Raw genomic sequence first — 21,016 nt, forward strand, 5'->3', positions numbered from 1 at the left:
TCTTACTGAGCCAACATGCGAACGAATTCGCCTTCTTTTACTTCAAGAGCGCTTGCTACTTCAGATGATAAAATCACTGTGTCGCTTGCTTGGTCATACGCACCTTTCGCGGCTACTGCGCGGAAGTTCTCAAACGAGGTATTACCAATTAGGAAGTCTTTAGAGCTAGAGTGCTCTGCAATTTGAACCTGCGCTCGAATTGAGTAACGCACAGATTCGATGTTTCTTAGGTCACACTCAACCGTTGGGCCTGCATCAAAGATGTCGACATAACCACGGTTGGTGAAGCCTTCACGTTCCAGCAACTTAAGTGCAGGGCGCGTATTGTCATGTACCTCTCCGATCACCGCTTGAGCTTCTTTGCTCAGTAGGTTGACGTAGATAGGTAGCTTAGGCATTAGGTCTGCAATGAAGCCTTTTTTACCAATACCGGTTAGGTAATCGGCAAGCGTGAAATCAATCGAGAAGAAGTGCTCTTGCAGCCATTGCCAGAAAGGAGAGTTACCTTCTGCATCTGATACACCACGCATCTCAGCAAAAATCGTTTTCGAGAAACGCTCTGGGTGCTCAGACATAATCAAGAAGCGACACTTAGACATCAGACGACCATTCAATCCACCACGGAAAGCCGGGCGCAAGAACAGTGTGCAGATCTCACTGCATCCGGTGTAGTTATTACCGAAAGTCAGCAGCTTCACGACGTTATTTACGCCAAGCTTCTGCGATGAGTGAACCACCTTGCTGATGTGGTAAGAGTAGAACGGGACATCCCAGCCGATTGAAGCTTCGATACCTGTCGTACCTGCAACCTCACCAGTTTCGGTATCAAAGCCAACCATTAGGTAGCCTTCATCACCGGGTTCAGTCACGTCTTGTTTGGCAAAGCTGTATTCAGAGTGAGTAATACGGTTAGTTAACAGTTCTTCGTTAACCGGAAGAGATGTGAATCCGTGACCAGATTCAACCGCGCAGGTATGCAGCGCATCGTAATCAGATAATTTTATTGGGCGAACAACTAGCATCAATATTCCCTCCAGATGCAAAATAGGCCCAAAACCAGAAGCTTGGGCCTTTAGCAGAACGTCATGGGATCGCTCTATTGGCGATCATTCCTATGACGCCGCTCAGGCTAAACTAGCGTAGCGATTGCTTTGTCTAGTTTCGATAAGCCTTCTTCAATTTCTTGTGTAGTAATAACCAGTGATGGCGTGAAACGAACCACGTTTGCACCCGCAACCAGTACCATCAAGCCTTGTTCGCCTGCTGCTACTAATACGTCACGTGCACGGCCTTGCCACTCTTCGTTAAGCGCAGCACCGAGTAGTAGGCCTTTACCACGAACTTCACTGAAGATTTGGTACTTATCGTTAATCTTAGTAAGACCATCACGGAACAATGCTTCACGCTCTTTCACGCCAGCTAATGTTTCAGGTTGGCTAACCACATCAACAACCGCTTCTGCAACAGCACACGCCAGTGGGTTACCACCGTAAGTAGAGCCGTGAGTACCAACTTTTAGATGTGTCGCCAGTTCAGAAGTCGTCAGCATTGCACCGATAGGGAAACCACCACCCAGTGATTTCGCCGTGCTCAAAATATCTGGTGTTACACCTAGACCTTGGTAAGCGTAAAAGTTACCAGTTCGACCATTGCCCGTTTGCACTTCATCAAAGATAAGCAGCGCATTGTGTTTATCACACAGTTCACGAACTGTGTTCACGAATTCAGAGGTTGGCGAGATGATACCGCCCTCGCCTTGCAGAGGTTCCATCATGATTGCACAAGTGCGATCAGAGATGTGCGCTTCTAGTGCTGCAATATCGTTGTAAGGCAGGTGAGTAACGTCGCCCGGTTTAGGACCGAAACCATCAGAGTAAGCTTCTTGACCACCTACAGTTACGGTAAAGAAAGTACGACCGTGGAAACCTTGTTTGAATGCAATGATTTCAGATTTCTCAGGACCGTGAACGTCCGCCGCCCAACGACGAGCTAGCTTCAATGCTGCTTCATTCGCTTCTGCGCCAGAGTTGGCAAAGAATACTTTTTCTGCAAAACATACGTCGGTTAGCTTCTTCGCTAGACGCAGTGCAGGTTCGTTGGTCATCACGTTACTTAGATGCCAAATCTTGTTTGCTTGCTCGGTAACAGCATTAACCATTGCTGGGTGACAGTGACCCAAACAGCTCACGGCGATACCACCAGCAAAGTCGATATACTCTCGGCCTTGTTGGTCCCAAACGCGTGCGCCTTCCCCTTTTACTGGGATCATTTCCATTGGGTTATAACAAGGCACCATCACCTCATTAAACAGACTACGTTCTACTTTATTTTCCACTGTCATCGTACATTCCTTCTCGATACCGCAAGCTTCGCAAATAAGCGTAATGGTTCATAAGTGAGACAAAGATATTTTGTCTCGCCATAATCCCGCTGCAGCATTATATTTACATTTAATTAACCTTTTCAATAGTAGATTATTCTTTAGCCATCCCTTACAACCAGCTAAACGTCACTACCTATGACTATTTATGCATCAATTAATCTGTTTTATGAAGCTTTTTTTACCTAAACGTATAACCAGAAACAGCAAAGCCTTACTGGCATTGCGGTATATTGGGTTCGAGACGAAATAACGCGAATAATTTTGCATAGGCTAAAAACTTAGCCTGACGAGGGAGAAATGTTACAAAAAGTGATCGGCGTCAGAGGGATGAAGACGCGTAGCGCCCGAATTTAAACGCTTAACGGGTAATGGAATACGTTAAACTGGCTTATTTAGACGGAGAAAGGGGCAAATTTAAACACTCAGCGTGCTAGGAAGTTAGCGAGAAGCTGGTGTCCTTGCTCTGTTTTAATCGATTCAGGGTGAAATTGGACGGCATCAATCGGCAAGGTTTTATGTTGATAACCCATGATCTCATCCATTCTGCCATCTTCAAATTCTGTCCAAGACGTCAGCTCAAAACAGTCTGGTAATGTGCCGTTTTTCACCACTAGGGAATGGTAACGTGTCACAGTCAGAGGGTTATTGAGACCTTGAAAAACGCTCTTACCGTTATGACGGATCGGTGAGGTTTTACCATGCATCACTTGTCTGGCTCTCACCACTTCACCACCAAAGACTTGAGCAATGGCTTGATGACCAAGACACACACCTAAGATCGGCAGCTTACCAACGAAGTGTTCAATCACCTGTAGCGAAATTCCCGCATCATCGGGCGTACATGGACCCGGCGAGATAACAAGATGGCTAGGATTTAGCGCTTCGATGCCCGCTATATCAATCTCATCGTTGCGAACAACTTTTACAGTTACCCCTAACTCACAGAAATACTGATACAAGTTATAGGTAAAAGAGTCGTAGTTATCGATGATAAGTAACATGGGTCGAAATCGTTTGCTAAATACTAAAGGATTGGGGGATATAGGGGCGGTATTGTGCAATACCCATGGCGAAAGGCAAGTGGAAACTGCATTTAGTCAATAATTAAGGCCAACCTAAGTTGACCTTAATTGTTTACAGATAGCGTTAAGTTATCTGAATTGGCTTACTTGTATGGCAAGCCAATCTATTTGTGATTGAGCTATTTGCGACGGCGCCACATTGCTAAGCCAAATAGTGACATCAGAGCACCGAAGCCAAATGAACCGCCCACTCTTAGCTCAAGAACTGCAGGATCATGATCCGATGAACGGAAGTGATCTTGGTATTTAGGTAGATCGCCTTTGTACTCTTCGTTGTAGTCAAATAACGTCGATTCGCCACCGTTAATGTGCCAATCGGTAGCATCGACAACCCTATCTTTCAGGCTGTCACTGATCAACAAGTGGTCCAAAGCGCCCACTTCGTCGTTGTATGAGTAGCTCCAGCTGTCTGGGTGCTTTTGAGCCACAGCATTAATGTAACCGTAATTCTTCGTAATCACCGCACCACTATCACCAAACTGCTCAACACCATCAATGAAGGTATCACGAGCTGCTTTGATTTGCTTACCGTATTTCTCTTCCGAGTAATCCGTTAGCACCAGCATTGGATCTTCCATTCCGTACGAGTTCATGTCACCCAGAATCACTTTATGGCCTTTGATGCCGTCTAGCGCTTCACCTAATGCAACTGCCGCAGCAACACGGAAGTTCTCACATGAACCTTGCTTATCGGCATCAACGCCACCTTGGCCGCCCTGCTCAACCGGTGCCGCATCTTCCCAGCACTTTGAACCTTTCGATTTAAAGTGGTTGATCGCTACGGTGAGTTTCTCTTTGGTGCCTTTAACCTTAAAGGTTGGCGCCAATGAATCACGTTGGTAGTTCTTACCGTCTTCAATCACCTTGCCCGAATCGTCTAACACCTCTGGTGCTTGTTGGCTTGGCATCGCGATAACACGGCTGTCTTTAAGCTTAACCACCTTCTTACGGTAGATAACACCCGTTGTAATAACGTCAGTACCAATCGAGTCCATCTCGTCGGTTACGCCATCTTCGTTCGAGTCGACAGCCACAAAGGTATAACGGTCTTTCTTATGTTCAATACGGTCATTCAGTTGATTCACAAGCTGTTGAATTGCCGAGCCTTCACCAAAGCCGTTGTTCTCAATTTCCATCAAACCAATGATGTCTGCATCTAAGCGAAGAATCGCGTTCACAATCTTCTCTTGCTGCATCTCAAACTCAGTGATGGTGTTCGCGCCACGGTTGTTACCGTGCTGATTCGCGTCGCCACCAAATGGGGAATTAAAGTAGTTCAATACGTTGAAGGTCGCGATACGTAGATCGCCTTCATCCATGTCTGGTTTGTCGGTACGCGGATCGTTACGAACGAAGTTTTCAGCAGAAATCTGGTTGGTCGTAATTAAACGATACTCACCGTAGCTGTAGGTCAACACGCCTTCTAGGCCAACAATGGTGTCATCAATGCGGATGTAATCTTCTGTTGAACCGTCTTGGTCGATATCAGTGCGGCCAAAATCTGGATAAAAAGGGACTTGTCCATCAGCCGCTTTTTGATCGGTTTCAACGAAAAGACGGCGGTCGGCGTTGTCTTCCGTTTGCTGCTTCGCTTCGTCAGATCCCGCGGTGAAAAGCTGGTTCGGCTGCATGTTAATACGCTCATGCGCCAGTACCATGTTGTTACGACGACCTGCGTAGTCATAACCAAAAGTACGTGTCACACGCATGTCTAGTGCTTCGGTTGTTTTCACCAACATGCCTTCGTAGCGTTCAAGCGTTGCAGCGAAGTTCTCATCACTGTCTAGCGCTTCTATCGCCGTCGCTTCAGGTGCTTGCTGCTCGCCCTGCTTGAGCCATTGGTTGTTTTCAACTTTCAGCTGAGTGTGGCTGTAGTATTCTTGAACCTTGCCTTTCACACACACTACATCACCGGCTACTAGCTCTGAGCTCGACTGGTTGGTATGAATAAATAGACCCTCAGAAGTGCTTGAGTTGAAATCATCCTCAAGTGCTTGCAGGTAGAAGCCTTTGGTTAGGCCTGTTGTCACCGCACTTACCACACCTTTGACGAAGTATTCATCGTCGGTGATGTACGGATAGCCATCAATGAACGGTGATGTTGCGCCTTCACCTTGGATTTCTTGAATGGTGGTGAATACTGGGTCAGAGCCATCTTGTGTACAAGTGAACGCTTCTGGCAGTTCAACACTGTCTAGTGAACCTAGGCCTTCAATACTGTCTTTTGGTAGCGATACCCATTGTGAAGCATCAAACGTCGCAGAAGATGTTTGTGTCGCACGAACCAAAGTAACATCTTTGCCCCAGTCCACATCGCCCATCAAACCAACAACATCATGTACCGACCCATCTGAATTCAAGATAGCCAGCGGGTCGTCACCGTTATGATTGGCGATAGAGGCATTAATAATGTCAGCTTGAGCTTTAATCTCATCACTCGCACTAGAATGTGCGACCACGAGTACTTCACCGGGTGCTAAAACGTGGCCATCTAAAGGTAAAGTGGCACCCCATGATCCGTTGCCATTGGCAGATTTCGCCAATGAGTAACCATCTAAACTAATGCTGCTATCGCCACTATTGGCAATCTCAACCGCTTTGTTATAGCTGCCGCCTTCCACATATTGTGAAATAAACAAATCAGCGTGTGCGCTTGTAGTTAACAAGCTACCAATTGCCACTGCTAGCAATGAAGGTTTGTGTAAAAGAGCCATCCGTTTCACCTGAGTTCATCGAGTTATAGTCACTGCCATCTATGGGCAGTCATGTATTTTGTGGTAACTATCAGGTTTATTTATGAAAGGAATAAGTCAGTTGGCAAGAAAATGAGGAACTTATCACTTTGGAATCATCAATTGTTTGGCACGTTATATATTTCCAACATATATAGAAACGAGTTTGATTTTATAAAGCTTGAGGGTGTCAAATAAGATCATCTGCACAGCATTAATGCTACGGGTGTGCTAGCTAAATACTGCGTAAATTATCAATTCAAACAAAGGGTTTGTGGGGAAGGCAAATGGAATGGGCATGAAAAAGCCCAAAGTAAACAGCAGCTACTTTGGGCTCAAATTCTCAAGCGAGTTATGTTAGTTCACCCTATGGGCGAGTAACAAAACCTACTGCTTCGTATGCTTTTTTCAGTGTCACTGCAGCACGCTCAGAGGCTTTTTCAGCACCGGATTTCATTACTGCGTCCATGTAAGCACGGTCAGCACGGATACGGTGGTATTCAGCTTGAATCGGCTCAAGCATCTCAACCAATGCTGCGCCTACATCTTTCTTAAACGGACCGTACATTTCAACGCCTTGGTACTGCGCTTCGATCTCTTCGAACGTTTTACCCGTCGCTGCAGAGTACAGACCCATTAGGTTAGAGATGCCCGCTTTGCTTTCCCAATCGTGAGCAATGCGTGGTGGTGTTTCTGCATCGGTTTGCGCTTTGTTGATCTTCTTGATGATCGACTTAGGCTCTTCTAACAGAGTAATCACGTTCTTACGGTTGTCGTCCGACTTAGACATCTTCTTCGTCGCGTCTTGCAGGCTCATTACACGTGCATTCACTGTTGGAATGTAAGGTTCTGGTACTTGGAAGATTGGCGTTTCAGGACCGTAGATGTTGTTGAAGCGAGTTGCGATATCACGCGCTAGCTCTAGGTGTTGTTTCTGGTCGCTACCTACAGGCACTTGGTGAGCACCGTAAAGCAGGATGTCTGCAGCCATCAACACTGGGTAGTCGTATAGGCCTACGTTTACGTCGTTTGAGTGACGTGCAGACTTATCTTTAAACTGAGTCATACGGCTCAGTTCACCCATTTGCGTGTAACAGTTAAGAAGCCAACCAAGTTGAGCATGCTCTGGTACGTGTGACTGAACAAATAGCGTGCTCTTCTTTGGATCAACACCGACAGCAAGACAGATTGCTAGTGCGTCTAGAGTCGCTTCATGCAGTGCTTTCGGGTCTTGGCGAACCGTAATTGCGTGAAGGTCTACAACACAGTATTGGCAATCGTAATCATCTTGCATCTGTTGCCATTGACGTAGAGCACCCAAGTAGTTACCGATACTTAGTTCACCAGATGGTTGAACACCACTCAATACGATGGGCTTGCTCATGGTTTTAATTCCTTTGCTTATTCGCTAAGTTTATTGATCGCTTAGCTTCTTAACTTAAATATAGAAAAGCCGCACAGCTCTTCTGTACGGCTCATCCAGTGTACTCATTGATAAGTATTTTGCTAGTAGGTTAGCTAACTTTTGTCCGCTTTATGCTGAAACTAGAACGACATCTAGTAATTGCGCGACGTTATCCGCGACATAGTCAGGGTTTGATGCTGAAATCGGCTCGCCGTGGTTATAACCGTAAGTCAGGCCAAACGAGTGACAGCCTGCATTCTTAGCCGCTTTAATATCGTTGCTTGAATCGCCAACCATCAGCATCTCTTCCGCTTTAACATTGTGCTTTTCTAGCAACCAGTTCAGCGCGACTGGGTTCGGTTTTTTCTCTGGGAAAGAGTCGCCACCCAACACATCAACAAAGTACTTATCGATACCGTGTTGCGCCAGAACGTCTGGTACAAACTTTGAAGGCTTGTTGGTGACCAGCGCCATAGTGAAGCCAGCTTTATCCAGCTCAGCCAACGTCTCTTTAACCGATGGGTAAAGGTGACTCAGCTTGTGACCGCCCTGCTCATAGAAATCATCAAACAGGATGCGCGCTTTTTTTAGTAGCTCTGGCTCTAGGCTTGGGTCAACCGTCAGGTTACGGCTGAGTGAACGTCCGATAAGAACATCAGCACCATTACCTACGTAGTCGCGAACTTGTTCTTCGCTCACTGAAGGGAAGCCTAACTCCTGACAAGCTTGGTCAGCAGCAACGGCCAAATCAGGCACGCTGTCTAACAAGGTTCCATCCAAATCAAAGGCGATCAGTTTTATTGAGCTTAATGACATCTTACTTTCCTATTTATTATGTTCGTCTTATGAGTTGAGCTATAAGACGTAAAAAAGGGGCAAATTAGCCCCTTAATATTCAATCTATCTGTAGTTTTACGATTATGCGTTTACTTTTGCAAGCTCTGCACGCATCTCATCAATCACTTCTTTGTAATCTGGTTGATTGAAGATAGCTGAACCCGCAACGAACATATCTGCGCCCGCTTCTGCGATTTCACGGATGTTATCCACCTTCACGCCGCCATCAATCTCAAGGCGAATGTCACGGCCTGACTCATCAATCAGCTTGCGAACAGCACGCAGTTTATCTAGCGTGTGAGGAATGAAAGATTGACCGCCGAACCCTGGGTTCACAGACATCAGTAGAATCATGTCTACTTTGTCTAGGATGTAATCTAGGCAAGAAAGCGGCGTTGCAGGGTTAAGAACCACACCCGCTTTACAGCCGTGCTCTTTGATTAGCTGTAGAGTGCGATCGATGTGCTCTGATGCTTCAACGTGGAAGGTAATCATTGATGCGCCGGCTTTAGCAAACTCAGGCACGATGCTGTCTACTGGCTTAACCATAAGGTGAACATCGATAGGAGCCGTAATACCGTAGTCGCGCAGCGCTTTACAAATAGGCGCGCCAAAAGTCAGGTTAGGTACGTAGTGGTTGTCCATCACATCGAAGTGCACAACGTCGGCACCGGCTGCGAGTACTTTTTCTACGTCTTCACCAAGACGAGCAAAATCTGCAGACAAAATCGATGGAGCGATTAGAAAATCTTTCATACCAAACCTCTTAAGAGTGAGTAAATTGCGAATATCACCGCCTTGGTGACATCTCATACACAAATACAAGACTCAATCCCAAGACTATTTGGTGTGCAATTCTACCTAAGCGCCTAAGCAGATCCTAGCAGTTCGAAAGATTAGTTTAAGAAAGTATCCGTTGGTCACTCAATTTAATGAGTTTGGCGGATATTCTGACCATTACTGTTCCGCTGATGCGTGCTGCTGGTTTTTCTCTTTATGGAAAAGCGCCAATAGCTCATCAACTTTATTACGGCCAGCGCCATTGCGGCTGATGGTACGTTTCACCTTAACCACGTTCAACTCCGCACCATGATATAAGCGACGAGTTAATGTCGTATCGTGGTTTGAAATCAAAACAGGAATACCGCGTTCCATCGCTGCTTTTTCAGCAACATCCGCCAGTGCAGCTTGGTCATCTAAGCTAAAGCCATTACCTGCGTAAGAGGTAAAGTTAGCCGTGTTCGACAATGGTGCGTATGGAGGATCGCAGTAAACCACACAGCCTTTGCGCGCGCGGCTAAAGGTTTCATGGTATCCCTCACAGACGAAGGTGGCCTTTTTCGCTTTCTCGGCAAAAAACTCCAGCTCAGCTTCTGGGAAGTAAGGTTTTTTATAAGAACCAAATGGAACGTTAAAACCGCCCTTCTTGTTGTAACGACATAGGCCATTGAAGCCAAATCGGTTCATATACAAGAAAGCCAACGAACGATACATGACGTTATCTGTACCATTGAACTCAGCGCGAATATCTAAGAAGGCTTCTTTGCGGTTGTTCTCAGGACAGAACCAGCGCTTCGCTTCCGTGATATAAGTTTCAGGATCGGTTTTAAGTAGGTTGTACAGGTTGATAAGATCGGGATTGATATCTGCAAGCAGGTATTGTTCAAAGTCAGTATTCAGAAATACTGAGCCGGCACCGACAAACGGTTCTACCAATTTACGAGCAGGTGGCAGGTGACGTTGGATGTCTTCAACTAGGCCATATTTACCACCAGCCCATTTTAGAAAGGCACGCTGCTTTTTCATTTACTGCTCTATCTATCAACTCAAAAATAAGGCTGCGGAATGTAACATATTTTGAGGCTAAGCTCAGGGTTATTTCGCACGTTCTATCTCTCGATGTACTTGATTCATCGATTTTGCCCAAGGTTCCAACTGTTGAAGTGGTTTTGATAACGCACTTACCGCGTCTCTCGCCACTTGAATCGTTGGGTAATCTTGATAAGTGATAATAAACCACTTGGTGTCGTTGCGAAGTGTTGGGTAAATACGAACCTTGTTCTCAAGGTCATACTCTTCAATGAAAGATTGTACGTCTTCCAATGAGGTCATCGCACTCAACTGCAAGGTATAAGCTCGCGGCGAGATAGCTTGTAACTCTTCGCGAGAAAATGAGAATGTGATTTTCTTAGTCGGTGGCGTGGACTGGGTTAGGTCTGCTGCTTCATCGCCTGAAGGTTGTGACTCCACTTTGTCTGCATCTGACTGCGAACTCACCGCGGCACCTGTGTTTTCTTCAACAGCAGCATCAATCGCACTGGTATCGGCACTTTCAGGTTTATCATCAAGCAAGGCATCAACCACATCAGAGGTGATTACGACACGCTGCTGATCTTGTGTTGCCTCACCAACACTGGCTGTCTCTTCAACCACAACCGGTGGCAAAGAAGAGCTGTCGTCATCAGCACCCTGGTAACTCATGTCAGCTTCGGCTTCAGAATCGTCGATTCCTACTTGCTCGGTACCACTTTCCACTTCAAAAGTTGGGATAGCTGTCTGTTCAATCGGAGCGATAAGAGATTGCGCTTTATCGTCAGGGGTTGGTTGACTGAACATCCACCAATAGCCACCACCAATTAAAATCAACAGCAAGGCCACCACAATCGCGATATTGATGGGTGAGCCAATAATTGAGCGAATAATAATCCTTTTTTCCACTTTCAATTCTCCTAAAGCCATTAACTCACCGGGCAGAGGTTGCGCTTTATTAAACGCACGTCGCACGCGAGTTTCAGACTCATCATCAACATATCGAATCACCAGTGATTCAAAGAAATGTTCAGCTTCTGGTTGCGAAAGGTCATCGATCTCAAGATCGATAGGCTTGTGTTGTTGACCGTAACTCAAACGCGTTAATAACGTATCTAAGTGGCCAGGTTCCGAGAAGAGAACGATATTGATCGTCCATTGAGGGTTTGATTGAGCTTCCAGTACCAACATCCATAATTCGGATACCAATAGCTCAGAAAGTCGTTGGGCATCATCAACGACGATAACCACATTACACGGCTCTCCATCCAGTAACCTTGTTAGGCTATCTGATAAAGAATCATGTTGATTAAACAGGGGATCAGAAACAATTTGGCTAAGAATAAGCGCGCGACGTTGTTGATCGTCTTGGCTTGGGTGACAAAGCAGTAAACACTGATTTTTTTCTGTCGACCATGCTTCAAGATAACGCTGAGCCAACCAAGATCGGCCAGAGCCAGTTTTGCCAGCCACCGTCACAAGGTTTGAACCAAAGTTAGTCAAAAGCTGTAAGCGCTCTAGCAGCTCAACTTGAGATTCTAACTCTAATACTCTTAATTCATGAGCCAAACTCATTGGGGATCCCTACTGATAAGATCGATCAGTAAAACGCTTCAGTTGCCTAGAGTTTAGCTAGGCAACCTCACAACCAAATTTAAAGAGTACGGCAGAAATCGATCGCTTGTTTAATGATGTCTTGAGGCACATCAGCAACCACTTCAGCAGTACCAATACTTGTTGGTAATACCAAACGCAACTGACCAGACAGCACTTTTTTATCGCGCATCATGTGCTTCATAAAGTCTTCAAAAGACATGCTTTCTGGCGTATGAATTGGTAGTTTCGCATTCTTGAGTATAGAAATAATTCGCTCAAGTTGCTGCTGAGAGATCAGTCCCTGTAATTGAGCTGTTTTAGCTGCCATTACAGTGCCTGACGACACAGCTTCACCATGTAGCCAATTACCATAGCCTAGTTCTGCTTCAATCGCATGACCAAATGTATGACCTAGGTTCAATAACGCTCTGATTCCTGACTCTTTTTCATCTAGAGCCACCACTTCAGCCTTAATTGCACAACAACGAGCAATCGCGGTAATCAGTGCTTCTTCATCAAGTTGATAAAGTTTCTCTAGATTCTGATCCAACCAATCAAAGAAGGCTTCATCGTAAATGATGCCGTATTTGATCACCTCAGCAATGCCCGCTGCAAACTCACGCTCTGGAAGCGTTGATAAACAGTTGGTATCGATGATCACAGATTTCGGTTGGTAAAAAGCGCCGATCATATTCTTACCAAGAGGATGGTTTACTGCGGTTTTACCACCAACAGAAGAGTCCACTTGAGAAAGAAGGGTCGTCGGGATTTGAATGAAATCAATACCGCGCTGGTAACAAGAGGCAGCAAAACCGACCAAGTCACCGATTACACCACCGCCTAAAGCAATCACCACCACATCGCGGCTGTAATTTCCTTCAAGCATGTAGCTCATCACTGAATTGAACGTTTCAAGGGTTTTGTACTGTTCACCGTCTGGCAGCTCGAGAAGAGATGTCTGACAGCCGACTTGATCCAATAGCGATAAAATTTTATCAGCATAAAGAGGCGCTACTGTCACATTACTGATAACAACAACTTTCTGCTTACCTGATAAAAAAGAAAGGTACGCCGGGTCTTCAAATAACCCGGCGCCAATAGAGATAGGGTAGCTACGCTCAGCTAGATTGACCGTAATCCGTTCCATGGGTTTGCTCTCCGAAAAAATGAACTTAACGTTCTTCTAGCATTTTTACGATCTGGTTGGCTACCACTTTTGCACTTTGGTCGTCAGTACGAACTGTGTAGTCCGCCACTTCTTCGTATAGTGCGTTGCGAGATACAGCTAGATCTTCTAGCACATCACGCGGGTTGTCTGTTTGAAGTAGAGGGCGTTTCTTGTCGCGGTTAGTGCGAGCAAGTTGCTTTTCAATTGTTGTCTCTAGGTATACAACAATGCCTCGTGCAGATAGACGGTTACGGTTTTCTTTGCTCAACACTGAACCACCACCTGTCGCAAGAACAATACCTTGTTCTTCTGTCAGATCATTGATTACAGATTCTTCGCGCTTACGGAAACCTTCTTCGCCCTCAACATCAAAAACCCATGCGATGTCTGCGCCAGTGCGCTCTTCGATCACAGTGTCAGAGTCTAGAAACTCCATATGAAGTTGGGAAGCTAGGTGTCTACCAATTGTACTTTTGCCGGCGCCCATTGGGCCAACAAGAAAAATATTGCGTTTCTCAGCCATGTTTTTAGCAGTAATTTACAACGTTAATTCAATGACATCGCCACAAGGTAGGTCAGTACAAGTACTGAAATTAAAAGGCCCGTGGCACCGATTCCTCACAGATAATTCGTGATAAGACCCGAAATTATCAAGGTTAGGTGCCACTAATGCAACTTTATTTTTAATCTAATTGTTCATTACTGAATCACAACTTTGGGTGTGACAAAAATAAGTAGTTCACTTTTACCCACATTTTCATAGCTGCGACGGAACAATGCGCCCAAAACTGGCAGGTCTCCCAACAGAGGAACTTTATCCACTGTACTGCTCACGCTGTGCTGAAATATCCCGCCAAGCACGACAGTTTCACCATTATTAACAAGTACTTGCGTTCCTATTCTTTGCGTGTCAATTGCGACCGCTTCACCGGTTCCGGTTTTTACCACTTGCCCTGGCCTATCTTGAGTCACGCTCAAATCCAATACCAAACGATTGTCGGGTGTGATCTGCGGTGTCACCTTAAGACTCAATACCGCTTTCTTAAATGCGACCGACGTAGCGCCACTTGAAGATGACTCCAGGTAAGGAATTTCAGTACCTTGCTCAATATAAGCGGGCTTTTTATTGGTGGTGATTAAGCGTGGGCTGGAAATGATTTCAGCTTTTGACTCTTGTTGCAGTGCCGACAGTTCAAGATCGAGTAAGGTATCTGAGCCCAGTTTGGCCACCTGAAACGCAATACTCGAGGCGTTCGGCGATGTTGCCCCTAAATTAACGTTGAGATAGTCATCAATCACGCTGCTGCCGCTATCGTCGTCATACGGCGTAATCGCTGATGGGTGGTTGCCTTCGATTGAACCACCAACGGTGAAGCTTCCGTTGGTTGATGAAACGCCCCAGCGCACGCCAAGCTCATCAAGATTACCCTCAGTAACCGTGACAATACGTGCCTCTATCTGTACTTGCTTCACGGGAATATCTAACGATTCAATAATGCCTCTGATCACTGCAATGTTTTCTTCCAATTCACGAATGAGCAGTGAGTTGGTGCGCTCATCAATGGTAATTGAACCACGATCGGACAACATGCTGACCGCACCTTCACCGCCAATCATGTCAGCAATATCGGTGGCTTTTGCAAAATTAATCTTGATGATTTCCGATTTAAGCTCCCCTAACTCCTCTTCTAAGCGAGATTTTTCTAACGCTTGTTGCTCTCTAAGATCAAGCTCCGCTTTCGGCGCGACCAAGATAACATTGCCATCAACACGCTTATCCAAGCCTTTAACTTGCAAGATAATGTCGAGAACTTGCTGCCAAGGTACGCCATCTAAGCGTAACGTCAGGTTTCCGGCTACCGAATCAGACACCACGAGATTGAAGTCGTTGTAGTCGGCAATCAACTGCAGAACATTTCGTACTGGGATATCCTGGAAGTTAATCGATATCAGCTTGCCCTCTTTCTCTAGAACGCTTTTTTCTTTGGTCGCCTCATCGATAACCGGCTTGCTGATCACCACCTCAATAAAGCGCCCCTTTAGGTTGTATTCATACTGATAGTCATTGCTAATCGTCGCTAGAAGCCGAGTACTTGGTGTCTCTTTATAGACTTCAATGCCTTCAACCAAGGTAGCGAAGTCTTTCACATCCAATAGGTAGAGCTTGTCATCATCAACCTGAGTGTTGATTAACTCGATACTTAATCCTTCTTGAGCACGTTGAACATCCACCACAGCGGTGCTGGTCGCCAGCTCAATGATGATGACGGCGTCTTTATCTTTGTTCACCCTAAAATCAATATTCTCTAATTTGTTCGGTAAGCTCTCGGCATGACTGAGCACGCTAACAACCAACATCACAGACACAGCAAAACCTTGTAGAGCCTTGCTCACTAATCCACTTATTCCTTTAATCATATTTACATCTCATATCCACATCATGTGACATTGGTTTACTTCAGAGCCAGCCTAACGTTGCGCTTATGCCAACAACCTAAGCCATCTGGAAGAGTTTCATTAATCTGAACGTATTGGCTCGTCACCTTGGTAATTCGGCCATTGTTTAAGCCGATAAACTGGCCTTTCTTGACGTTTACCACGTTGCCTTTGGGTGTTTGCACTAAGCCAAACACGCTTGAGCCACTGCCCATTACGCCTCTTAAACGAAGCTTACTCAGCGGGTACTTCTCTAACTTGCCATTACGAGAACGGGCGCTGGGTTGCCAGCAGTCTTTCTTAACCAAGGGCTGGTTTTGCACAATGGCTTCTTTAGGCAGTTCAAAGGGAGGACGCAAAGATCGGCGCTGATAAGTCGCCGCCGTGAATTCAGTTGCTGGGACAAGTTGCTCGACGTCTTTTCTCGCCTTGGCTTCAACCTGCGCGACAAAGTCTTGCAGTGAGTCTTGATTAGCCTTGCAGCCTGACAACGCAAGCATTAATGCGATTGAGTAAAACGCGCTATTGGGTTTCATCATTGACCTCCGATTTAAACTGGTAGGTATAAGCTCGAACCCTAAAGTGCAGCGTGCTGCTTTCTTGGCTGACTCGCTGCCAATTCACATCATCAAAGCTGATAATACGCGGCAGCTTGGCAATGGCAGCAGAGAAGTCACCAATCTCATGATAGTCACCTGTCAGCTCAATATTAAGAGGCAGTCGATAGAGGAACTCCTTGTTCTGCTTTTGCCCCCAATCAATTCGTGTGAAGGTCAGCGAGTTATCCAAGCCGAGCTCATTCACTGAGGCCAGCATGCTCGCCAACTCCTTTTGAACAGGTAGCTGCTCTAACAAGTAATCGTAACGGCTGGTTAACTCATCCAACTGGCTCTGCAACTTAGGCAAGGCTGCAACCTTGTTGGCCTTTATTCTCAAGGTCGTTTTTAAGGTCTGCTCCTGTTGCTTCATCTGTTTCAGCTCCTCGTCGAGCGGCAGCACATACAGCCAAGTGCCAACACCTTGGATTAACACTATCAACACCAAAATCACGAGAAGCTGAGGCAACAATGGCCATTCGGTGATCTCATCAACATCGAGATCTTGCAAGCTCATCCTGTTTTGCCAACTAATCCGATTTTGAAGGTTAGCCATGATGCACCCCCTTCTCTTTTCTGCTCGCGGTTGTGTTTTCTAAAGACACAGGGCTGAACACAAAAGAAACCTTGAAGGTCTGAAACTCTTTATTGAAGCGCTTGCGATTATGAACGATAGAGTGCATCTCGACCCCTTTCAGGGAATCAGAACGCTCTAGATTGTCCAACATGGTAGCGAGACGAGCAGTACTGTCGCTGATGCCCGACATTTCAATCTCCTGACCATTCATCTTTATTTTGTCGACATACACACCCTCTGGAATCAGCTCCGGCATCAAGTTCATAAAGTCGGTGGTCTTATTGCGGCCAAGCTGCAGCGACTCCACTACATCAAGTCGAGTCAGAATGGCTTTGTGTTCTTGCTCTGCGACTTTTAACGATTGAATTTGTCGGTCGAGCTCAGCAATGTACTGATTGAGGTAATTGAGGCGAGCTTGCTGCTTGGCTTGTTGGTCGTGAAAATAGTGACCAACCACCCATTGCCCTATAAGCGCAATGATGACGCCAAGAATGACCAGATGGATAAAACGCTTCTTGTGCTGAGCTCGAATCTCATCACGCCACGGCAGCAGGTTAATTTGATGCAACATGCTTCTCTCCCTGCCACTTGAGCCCACTCATCGCCATACCTGCCGCGATACCAAAGTGTTGCCAGTCCATCGGCAGTCGGCGTCTCTTGGCGACCTTATTCTCAAACAGAGACAAAGGATTCAATGACTCACAGCTCAGCTGAAAATGACGTTCTAGCTCTTCGGTTACCATCGGAATGCTGGCGCCCTCGCCCATCAGCCAGATCCCAGAGATAGGCTGCTGCGCATTTCCCGATGAATAAAGCTGCAATTGACGCTTGAGCTTCTCAATCAGGTTAACGATGAATTGATGTGTATCTTCCATAGTACCGAACACGCTCTCGATATCATTCGGGTCATCTGAGCTGCGAAGATCTTGAGTGCCAAAGGCGATGTCTTTATAGAAAGGCGCCGAATTCTGCGGGATAACCCCTAGCGAGGTTTGGTCGATTCCAACATCCACCAGCAACCAGTTTTTCTTATCAGGATACAGACGCGAGGCCAATTGCCAGATATTCAGCAATCCATGCGCCTGTGTATCCACCACCACAGGTTTAAAGCCAGCTTTAGTTAATGCATCCGCTCGGCTATCCACCACTTCCTTACGAGTAGCGTATACCTGATAACTGCTTGTCGAACCTTTACCAAATCGTTTGTCTTCCAGCTTTACAAAATCTAAACTCAGCTCCTCGATAGGAAAGGGAGACTGATGGGCGAAGGTTTGATAGATAGAAAACTCTTTTTCTCTGTCTTCTAACTCACTCTCTATTTGCAGTACTTTGCTGATCACTGTGTTATCAGGTACCGAAATGGCGACGTTGCGACAGCCAAAAGGCAGTCCTTTCCTAAGTTCTTTAAGTTTCTTAACAGTTTTCTGATACTCCAAAGTATGGTTAGCTGTAAAAATGTCGTCCGAAATCGGCAGCTCTTTGTATCCCACTAGGGCATACAACTCCCCCACGGGTTTTAGTACCACGGCTTTGATGCTGTGATGATTTATATCTATACCTGTAATTAATGATGAACCCATGTGACCTAGCTCCTGAAGTGCCAAGCATTTCGTTGATTATCTAGGGGTTGTGATTATTAGTTAAATAAGCGTTAATAAACGAAAGCTAAGTTTTTAGCCTAGAGTACAAGGGTTTGCTGCTTATCAGCCTTAACTAATCAGGGATTATCCGGTGAAGTTCATAAAGCGATTATTCATATTTACATTGATTTGCATGATTCTTGGAGTCAGTACAATTTTCGGGTTTTATTATTACGTAAAACCAGAGTTGCCTGATGTTGCCACTTTGCGCGACGTAGAACTCCAAACGCCGATGCAAGTCTTCAGTCAAGACGGTAAGCTGATCTCTCAATTTGGTGAAAAGCGTCGTAATCCAGTCACTTATGACGAGATTCCTCGCCACTTAGTTGAGGCTCTGATTGCCACCGAAGATAGCCGTTTCTATGAACACCCAGGTATTGACCCAATCGGTATCACACGTGCAGCACTCGTGGTTGCCATGTCGGGTTCAGCCAAACAAGGTGCGAGTACCATTACTCAGCAGCTTGCGCGTAACTTCTTCTTATCTAATGAGAAAAAGATCATGCGTAAAATCAAAGAGATCTTTATTGCGATCCACATTGAACAACTTCTTAGTAAAGAAGAGATCATGGAGCTTTACGTCAACAAGATCTTCCTTGGTCACCGTTCGTATGGTTTTGGCGCCGCAGCACGTGTTTACTTCGGTAAGGATCTTCCTGATCTAACGCTAAGTGAAATTGCGACGCTTGCGGGTATGCCAAAAGCACCTTCGACAATGAACCCTATTTACTCTGTTGAGCGCGCGACTAACCGTCGTAACGTTGTATTGCGTCGTATGTTAGACGAGAAATACATCACTCAAGCAGAGTTCGATGACGCTCGTAGCGAAGAAATTATCTCGAAATACCACGGTGCAGAGATCGAACTAAGCGCACCCTATGTTGCTGAAGTTGCACGTGCTTGGATGGTGGAACGCTACGGTGAAGAAGCTTATACATCAGGCATGAAGGTCTACACGACCGTTAATTCGAAACTGCAAAAAGCAGCGAACCAAGCCGCGATTAAGAACCTACTTGGCTACGATGAGCGTCACGGCTACCGTGGTGCTGAAAAAGTATTGTGGCAGACTGCGCAATCAGCGTGGGATCAAGAACAAATCGTTAAACACCTAAAGTCTCAACCAACCTACGGTGACTTAGTCCCTGCTGTTGTTACCGCGGTTGATTCGAAAAGTGCGCAAATTTGGGTTAAGAACCAAGGTGAAGGCACTATCGAATGGCAAGGCATGAACTGGGCGCGTAAATTTCTAACGGATAACCGCCAAGGACCAGCGCCTTCTCAAGCGAAAGAGATTCTGGCTGTTGGTGAGCAAATCTGGGTTCGCCATGAAGCCGTTACCGGTGATGAAGTCTCTGAAGAGCCGACAGAAGAGTCAGCGACGGCAGAATCAGAAACACCGATTGTATGGCGACTAAGCCAAGTACCGAATGCGAACACTGCATTTGTTGCAATGAACCCGAACAACGGCGCGGTATTGTCGATGGTCGGTGGCTTTAACTTTGTACACAACAAGTTCAACCGTGCAACGCAATCTATTCGTCAAGTGGGTTCTGGTATCAAACCATTTATCTACTCAGCGGCGATTGAGAAAGGCTTAACGCTAGCCTCACTGATCAACGATGCACCGATTAACCAATGGGATAAGAGCCAAGGTACCGCATGGCGACCAAAGAACTCGCCACCGACTTACGTGGGCCCAACTCGTTTACGTATTGGCTTAGCTCAGTCTAAAAACGTAATGGCGGTACGTGTACTGCGCGAAGTAGGCCTAGATGATACTCGTAACTACCTAACTCGATTTGGTTTTGATATTGACGAAGTTCCGCGCTCTGAAACTATTGCTCTGGGTGCGGGTAGCTTAACGCCAATGAAGGTAGCACAAGGTTACTCAGTATTCGCTAATGGCGGCTACTACGTTGAACCTTTCTACATCAGCCGCATTGAGACACCATTTGGTGAGACTGAATTTGAAGCGACACCGAAAGTGGTTTGTAAAGACGATTGCCAACAGCAAGTGACCACAGACCCAATGGCGGATGAGTTTGCAGAGCAAGATGTGGATGCCAAAGTACAATACGCACCTCAAGTTATCTCTGAACAGAACGCATTCCTTGTTCGTGAAATGATGTACAGCAACATCTGGGGTGGCGGTGATTGGAGCGCAGGTACGGGGTGGAACGGTACAGGTTGGCGTGCACAGCCGTTGAAGCGTCGTGACATTGGCGGAAAAACGGGTACCACCAACGATTCGAAAGATACTTGGTACAGCGGTTACGGCCCTGGCATGGTTGCAACGGTATGGGTTGGTTTTGATAACCACAACCGCAACCTAGGCAGAACCAAAGCGAACTCAAATCTTGGTAAGAACCAAATTACGGGTGCAGAAGCTGGCGCGAAAACAGCAGAACCGGCATGGGTTGATTTCATGGGTACGGCGTTAGCGGGCGTTCCTGCTGAGCGTAAAGAGATTCCAGAGAACATCGTCCGTGTTCGTATCGACCGTGAAACTGGCTTACTGACCAACAAGTTCGATAGCTCATCAATGTTCGAGTACTTCGAGAAAGGCACAGAGCCAACCGAATACATCACTGAACGTTTCAATGATGACATCTACTCAACCTCATCAGGTGAAGCAGTAGAAGAGCTGTTCTAACTAGGGTTTGTTGAACCTAGTTACATGAACCAATAAAAAGGGTTGATATGCATTCATATCAACCCTTTTTTTATATCTATATCTGACCAGACTAGGCTCTAA

The 21,016-nt window shown here is 46.0% G+C and carries 17 protein-coding genes; 1 reads left to right on the forward strand and 16 read right to left on the reverse strand.

Annotated elements, in window-relative coordinates; all coding sequences use genetic code 11:
* Positions 1–2: 2 nt before the first annotated feature.
* The 16 genes from astA to pilM all read right to left on the reverse strand — a co-directional run bounded on the left by astA (position 3) and on the right by pilM (position 18,201).
* Positions 3–1,022 (reverse strand): arginine N-succinyltransferase, encoded by a 1,020-nt coding sequence (gene astA, locus AB4484_RS01940; RefSeq protein WP_048612355.1) that lies wholly within the window; start codon positions 1,020–1,022, stop codon positions 3–5.
* A gap of 107 nt (positions 1,023–1,129) precedes the next feature.
* Positions 1,130–2,341, reverse strand: coding sequence for an aspartate aminotransferase family protein (locus tag AB4484_RS01945; protein WP_048612356.1), 1,212 nt, complete (start codon positions 2,339–2,341; stop codon positions 1,130–1,132).
* A gap of 464 nt (positions 2,342–2,805) precedes the next feature.
* Positions 2,806–3,384 (reverse strand): aminodeoxychorismate/anthranilate synthase component II, encoded by a 579-nt coding sequence (locus AB4484_RS01950; protein ID WP_372076200.1) that lies wholly within the window; start codon positions 3,382–3,384, stop codon positions 2,806–2,808.
* Between the two features lie 200 nt (positions 3,385–3,584).
* Entirely contained in the window at positions 3,585–6,179 is a 2,595-nt protein-coding gene (locus AB4484_RS01955) for an ExeM/NucH family extracellular endonuclease (protein ID WP_372076202.1), read from the reverse strand.
* A gap of 385 nt (positions 6,180–6,564) precedes the next feature.
* Entirely contained in the window at positions 6,565–7,581 is a 1,017-nt protein-coding gene (gene trpS / locus AB4484_RS01960) for a tryptophan--tRNA ligase (protein ID WP_248402430.1), read from the reverse strand.
* A gap of 150 nt (positions 7,582–7,731) precedes the next feature.
* The gene (locus AB4484_RS01965) at positions 7,732–8,418 is read right to left on the reverse strand and encodes a phosphoglycolate phosphatase (protein WP_017061120.1); all 687 of its coding nucleotides are present in this window, start codon (positions 8,416–8,418) and stop codon (positions 7,732–7,734) included.
* A 102-nt stretch (positions 8,419–8,520) separates the two neighbouring features.
* Positions 8,521–9,195, reverse strand: a complete 675-nt coding sequence (gene rpe, locus AB4484_RS01970; RefSeq protein ID WP_010435263.1) for a ribulose-phosphate 3-epimerase — start codon at positions 9,193–9,195, stop codon at positions 8,521–8,523.
* A 201-nt stretch (positions 9,196–9,396) separates the two neighbouring features.
* Positions 9,397–10,245: a Dam family site-specific DNA-(adenine-N6)-methyltransferase gene (locus AB4484_RS01975; RefSeq protein ID WP_048605377.1), complete on the reverse strand. Its 849-nt coding sequence runs from the start codon at positions 10,243–10,245 to the stop codon at positions 9,397–9,399.
* Positions 10,246–10,314: 69 nt separating this feature from the next.
* Positions 10,315–11,823 carry an AAA family ATPase gene (locus AB4484_RS01980; RefSeq protein WP_372076204.1) on the reverse strand — a complete coding sequence of 503 codons (1,509 nt, stop codon included), beginning with the start codon at positions 11,821–11,823 and terminating at the stop codon, positions 10,315–10,317.
* A 79-nt stretch (positions 11,824–11,902) separates the two neighbouring features.
* Entirely contained in the window at positions 11,903–12,991 is a 1,089-nt protein-coding gene (aroB, locus tag AB4484_RS01985) for a 3-dehydroquinate synthase (RefSeq protein WP_372076206.1), read from the reverse strand.
* 25 nt (positions 12,992–13,016) lie between these two features.
* Positions 13,017–13,535 (reverse strand): shikimate kinase AroK, encoded by a 519-nt coding sequence (gene aroK / locus AB4484_RS01990; RefSeq protein ID WP_017061125.1) that lies wholly within the window; start codon positions 13,533–13,535, stop codon positions 13,017–13,019.
* 176 nt (positions 13,536–13,711) lie between these two features.
* A complete protein-coding gene (locus tag AB4484_RS01995; protein ID WP_086774522.1) occupies positions 13,712–15,430 on the reverse strand; it encodes a type IV pilus secretin PilQ in 1,719 nt (572 codons plus the stop codon).
* A gap of 35 nt (positions 15,431–15,465) precedes the next feature.
* Positions 15,466–15,984, reverse strand: a complete 519-nt coding sequence (locus AB4484_RS02000) for a pilus assembly protein PilP (RefSeq protein WP_372076254.1) — start codon at positions 15,982–15,984, stop codon at positions 15,466–15,468.
* Positions 15,971–16,600, reverse strand: coding sequence for a type 4a pilus biogenesis protein PilO (locus AB4484_RS02005; protein ID WP_372076208.1), 630 nt, complete (start codon positions 16,598–16,600; stop codon positions 15,971–15,973). The genes AB4484_RS02000 and AB4484_RS02005 overlap by 14 nt, the downstream gene beginning before the upstream one ends.
* Positions 16,593–17,192 (reverse strand): PilN domain-containing protein, encoded by a 600-nt coding sequence (locus AB4484_RS02010; protein ID WP_372076210.1) that lies wholly within the window; start codon positions 17,190–17,192, stop codon positions 16,593–16,595. Before AB4484_RS02010 ends, AB4484_RS02005 begins: the two co-directional genes overlap by 8 nt.
* Positions 17,176–18,201, reverse strand: a complete 1,026-nt coding sequence (pilM, locus tag AB4484_RS02015; protein ID WP_372076212.1) for a type IV pilus assembly protein PilM — start codon at positions 18,199–18,201, stop codon at positions 17,176–17,178. Before pilM ends, AB4484_RS02010 begins: the two co-directional genes overlap by 17 nt.
* A gap of 151 nt (positions 18,202–18,352) precedes the next feature.
* Between pilM and AB4484_RS02020 the strand changes: the two genes are divergently transcribed.
* Entirely contained in the window at positions 18,353–20,914 is a 2,562-nt protein-coding gene (locus tag AB4484_RS02020) for a penicillin-binding protein 1A (RefSeq protein WP_372076214.1), read from the forward strand.
* Positions 20,915–21,016 lie beyond the last annotated feature (102 nt).

The sequence above is a fragment of the Vibrio sp. 10N.261.46.A3 genome, assembly GCF_041472995.1.
In the GTDB taxonomy this organism is placed as follows: Bacteria; Pseudomonadota; Gammaproteobacteria; order Enterobacterales; family Vibrionaceae; genus Vibrio; species Vibrio coralliirubri.

Bases quoted from the DNA above. Each gene is read 5' to 3' on its own strand.
- AB4484_RS02005 (WP_372076208.1), bottom strand. From the start codon at position 16,600: ATGGCTAACCTTCAAAATCGGATTAGTTGGCAAAACAGGATGAGCTTG.
- AB4484_RS01950 (WP_372076200.1), bottom strand. From the start codon at position 3,384: ATGTTACTTATCATCGATAACTACGACTCTTTTACCTATAACTTGTAT.
- trpS (WP_248402430.1), bottom strand. From the start codon at position 7,581: ATGAGCAAGCCCATCGTATTGAGTGGTGTTCAACCATCTGGTGAACTA.
- pilM (WP_372076212.1), bottom strand. From the start codon at position 18,201: ATGGGTTCATCATTAATTACAGGTATAGATATAAATCATCACAGCATC.
- astA (WP_048612355.1), bottom strand. From the start codon at position 1,022: ATGCTAGTTGTTCGCCCAATAAAATTATCTGATTACGATGCGCTGCAT.
- AB4484_RS01980 (WP_372076204.1), bottom strand. From the start codon at position 11,823: ATGAGTTTGGCTCATGAATTAAGAGTATTAGAGTTAGAATCTCAAGTT.
- aroK (WP_017061125.1), bottom strand. From the start codon at position 13,535: ATGGCTGAGAAACGCAATATTTTTCTTGTTGGCCCAATGGGCGCCGGC.
- AB4484_RS02010 (WP_372076210.1), bottom strand. From the start codon at position 17,192: ATGTTGCATCAAATTAACCTGCTGCCGTGGCGTGATGAGATTCGAGCT.
- AB4484_RS01965 (WP_017061120.1), bottom strand. From the start codon at position 8,418: ATGTCATTAAGCTCAATAAAACTGATCGCCTTTGATTTGGATGGAACC.
- AB4484_RS01945 (WP_048612356.1), bottom strand. From the start codon at position 2,341: ATGACAGTGGAAAATAAAGTAGAACGTAGTCTGTTTAATGAGGTGATG.
- aroB (WP_372076206.1), bottom strand. From the start codon at position 12,991: ATGGAACGGATTACGGTCAATCTAGCTGAGCGTAGCTACCCTATCTCT.
- AB4484_RS01975 (WP_048605377.1), bottom strand. From the start codon at position 10,245: ATGAAAAAGCAGCGTGCCTTTCTAAAATGGGCTGGTGGTAAATATGGC.
- AB4484_RS01995 (WP_086774522.1), bottom strand. From the start codon at position 15,430: ATGATTAAAGGAATAAGTGGATTAGTGAGCAAGGCTCTACAAGGTTTT.
- rpe (WP_010435263.1), bottom strand. From the start codon at position 9,195: ATGAAAGATTTTCTAATCGCTCCATCGATTTTGTCTGCAGATTTTGCT.
- AB4484_RS02000 (WP_372076254.1), bottom strand. From the start codon at position 15,984: ATGAAACCCAATAGCGCGTTTTACTCAATCGCATTAATGCTTGCGTTG.
- AB4484_RS01955 (WP_372076202.1), bottom strand. From the start codon at position 6,179: ATGGCTCTTTTACACAAACCTTCATTGCTAGCAGTGGCAATTGGTAGC.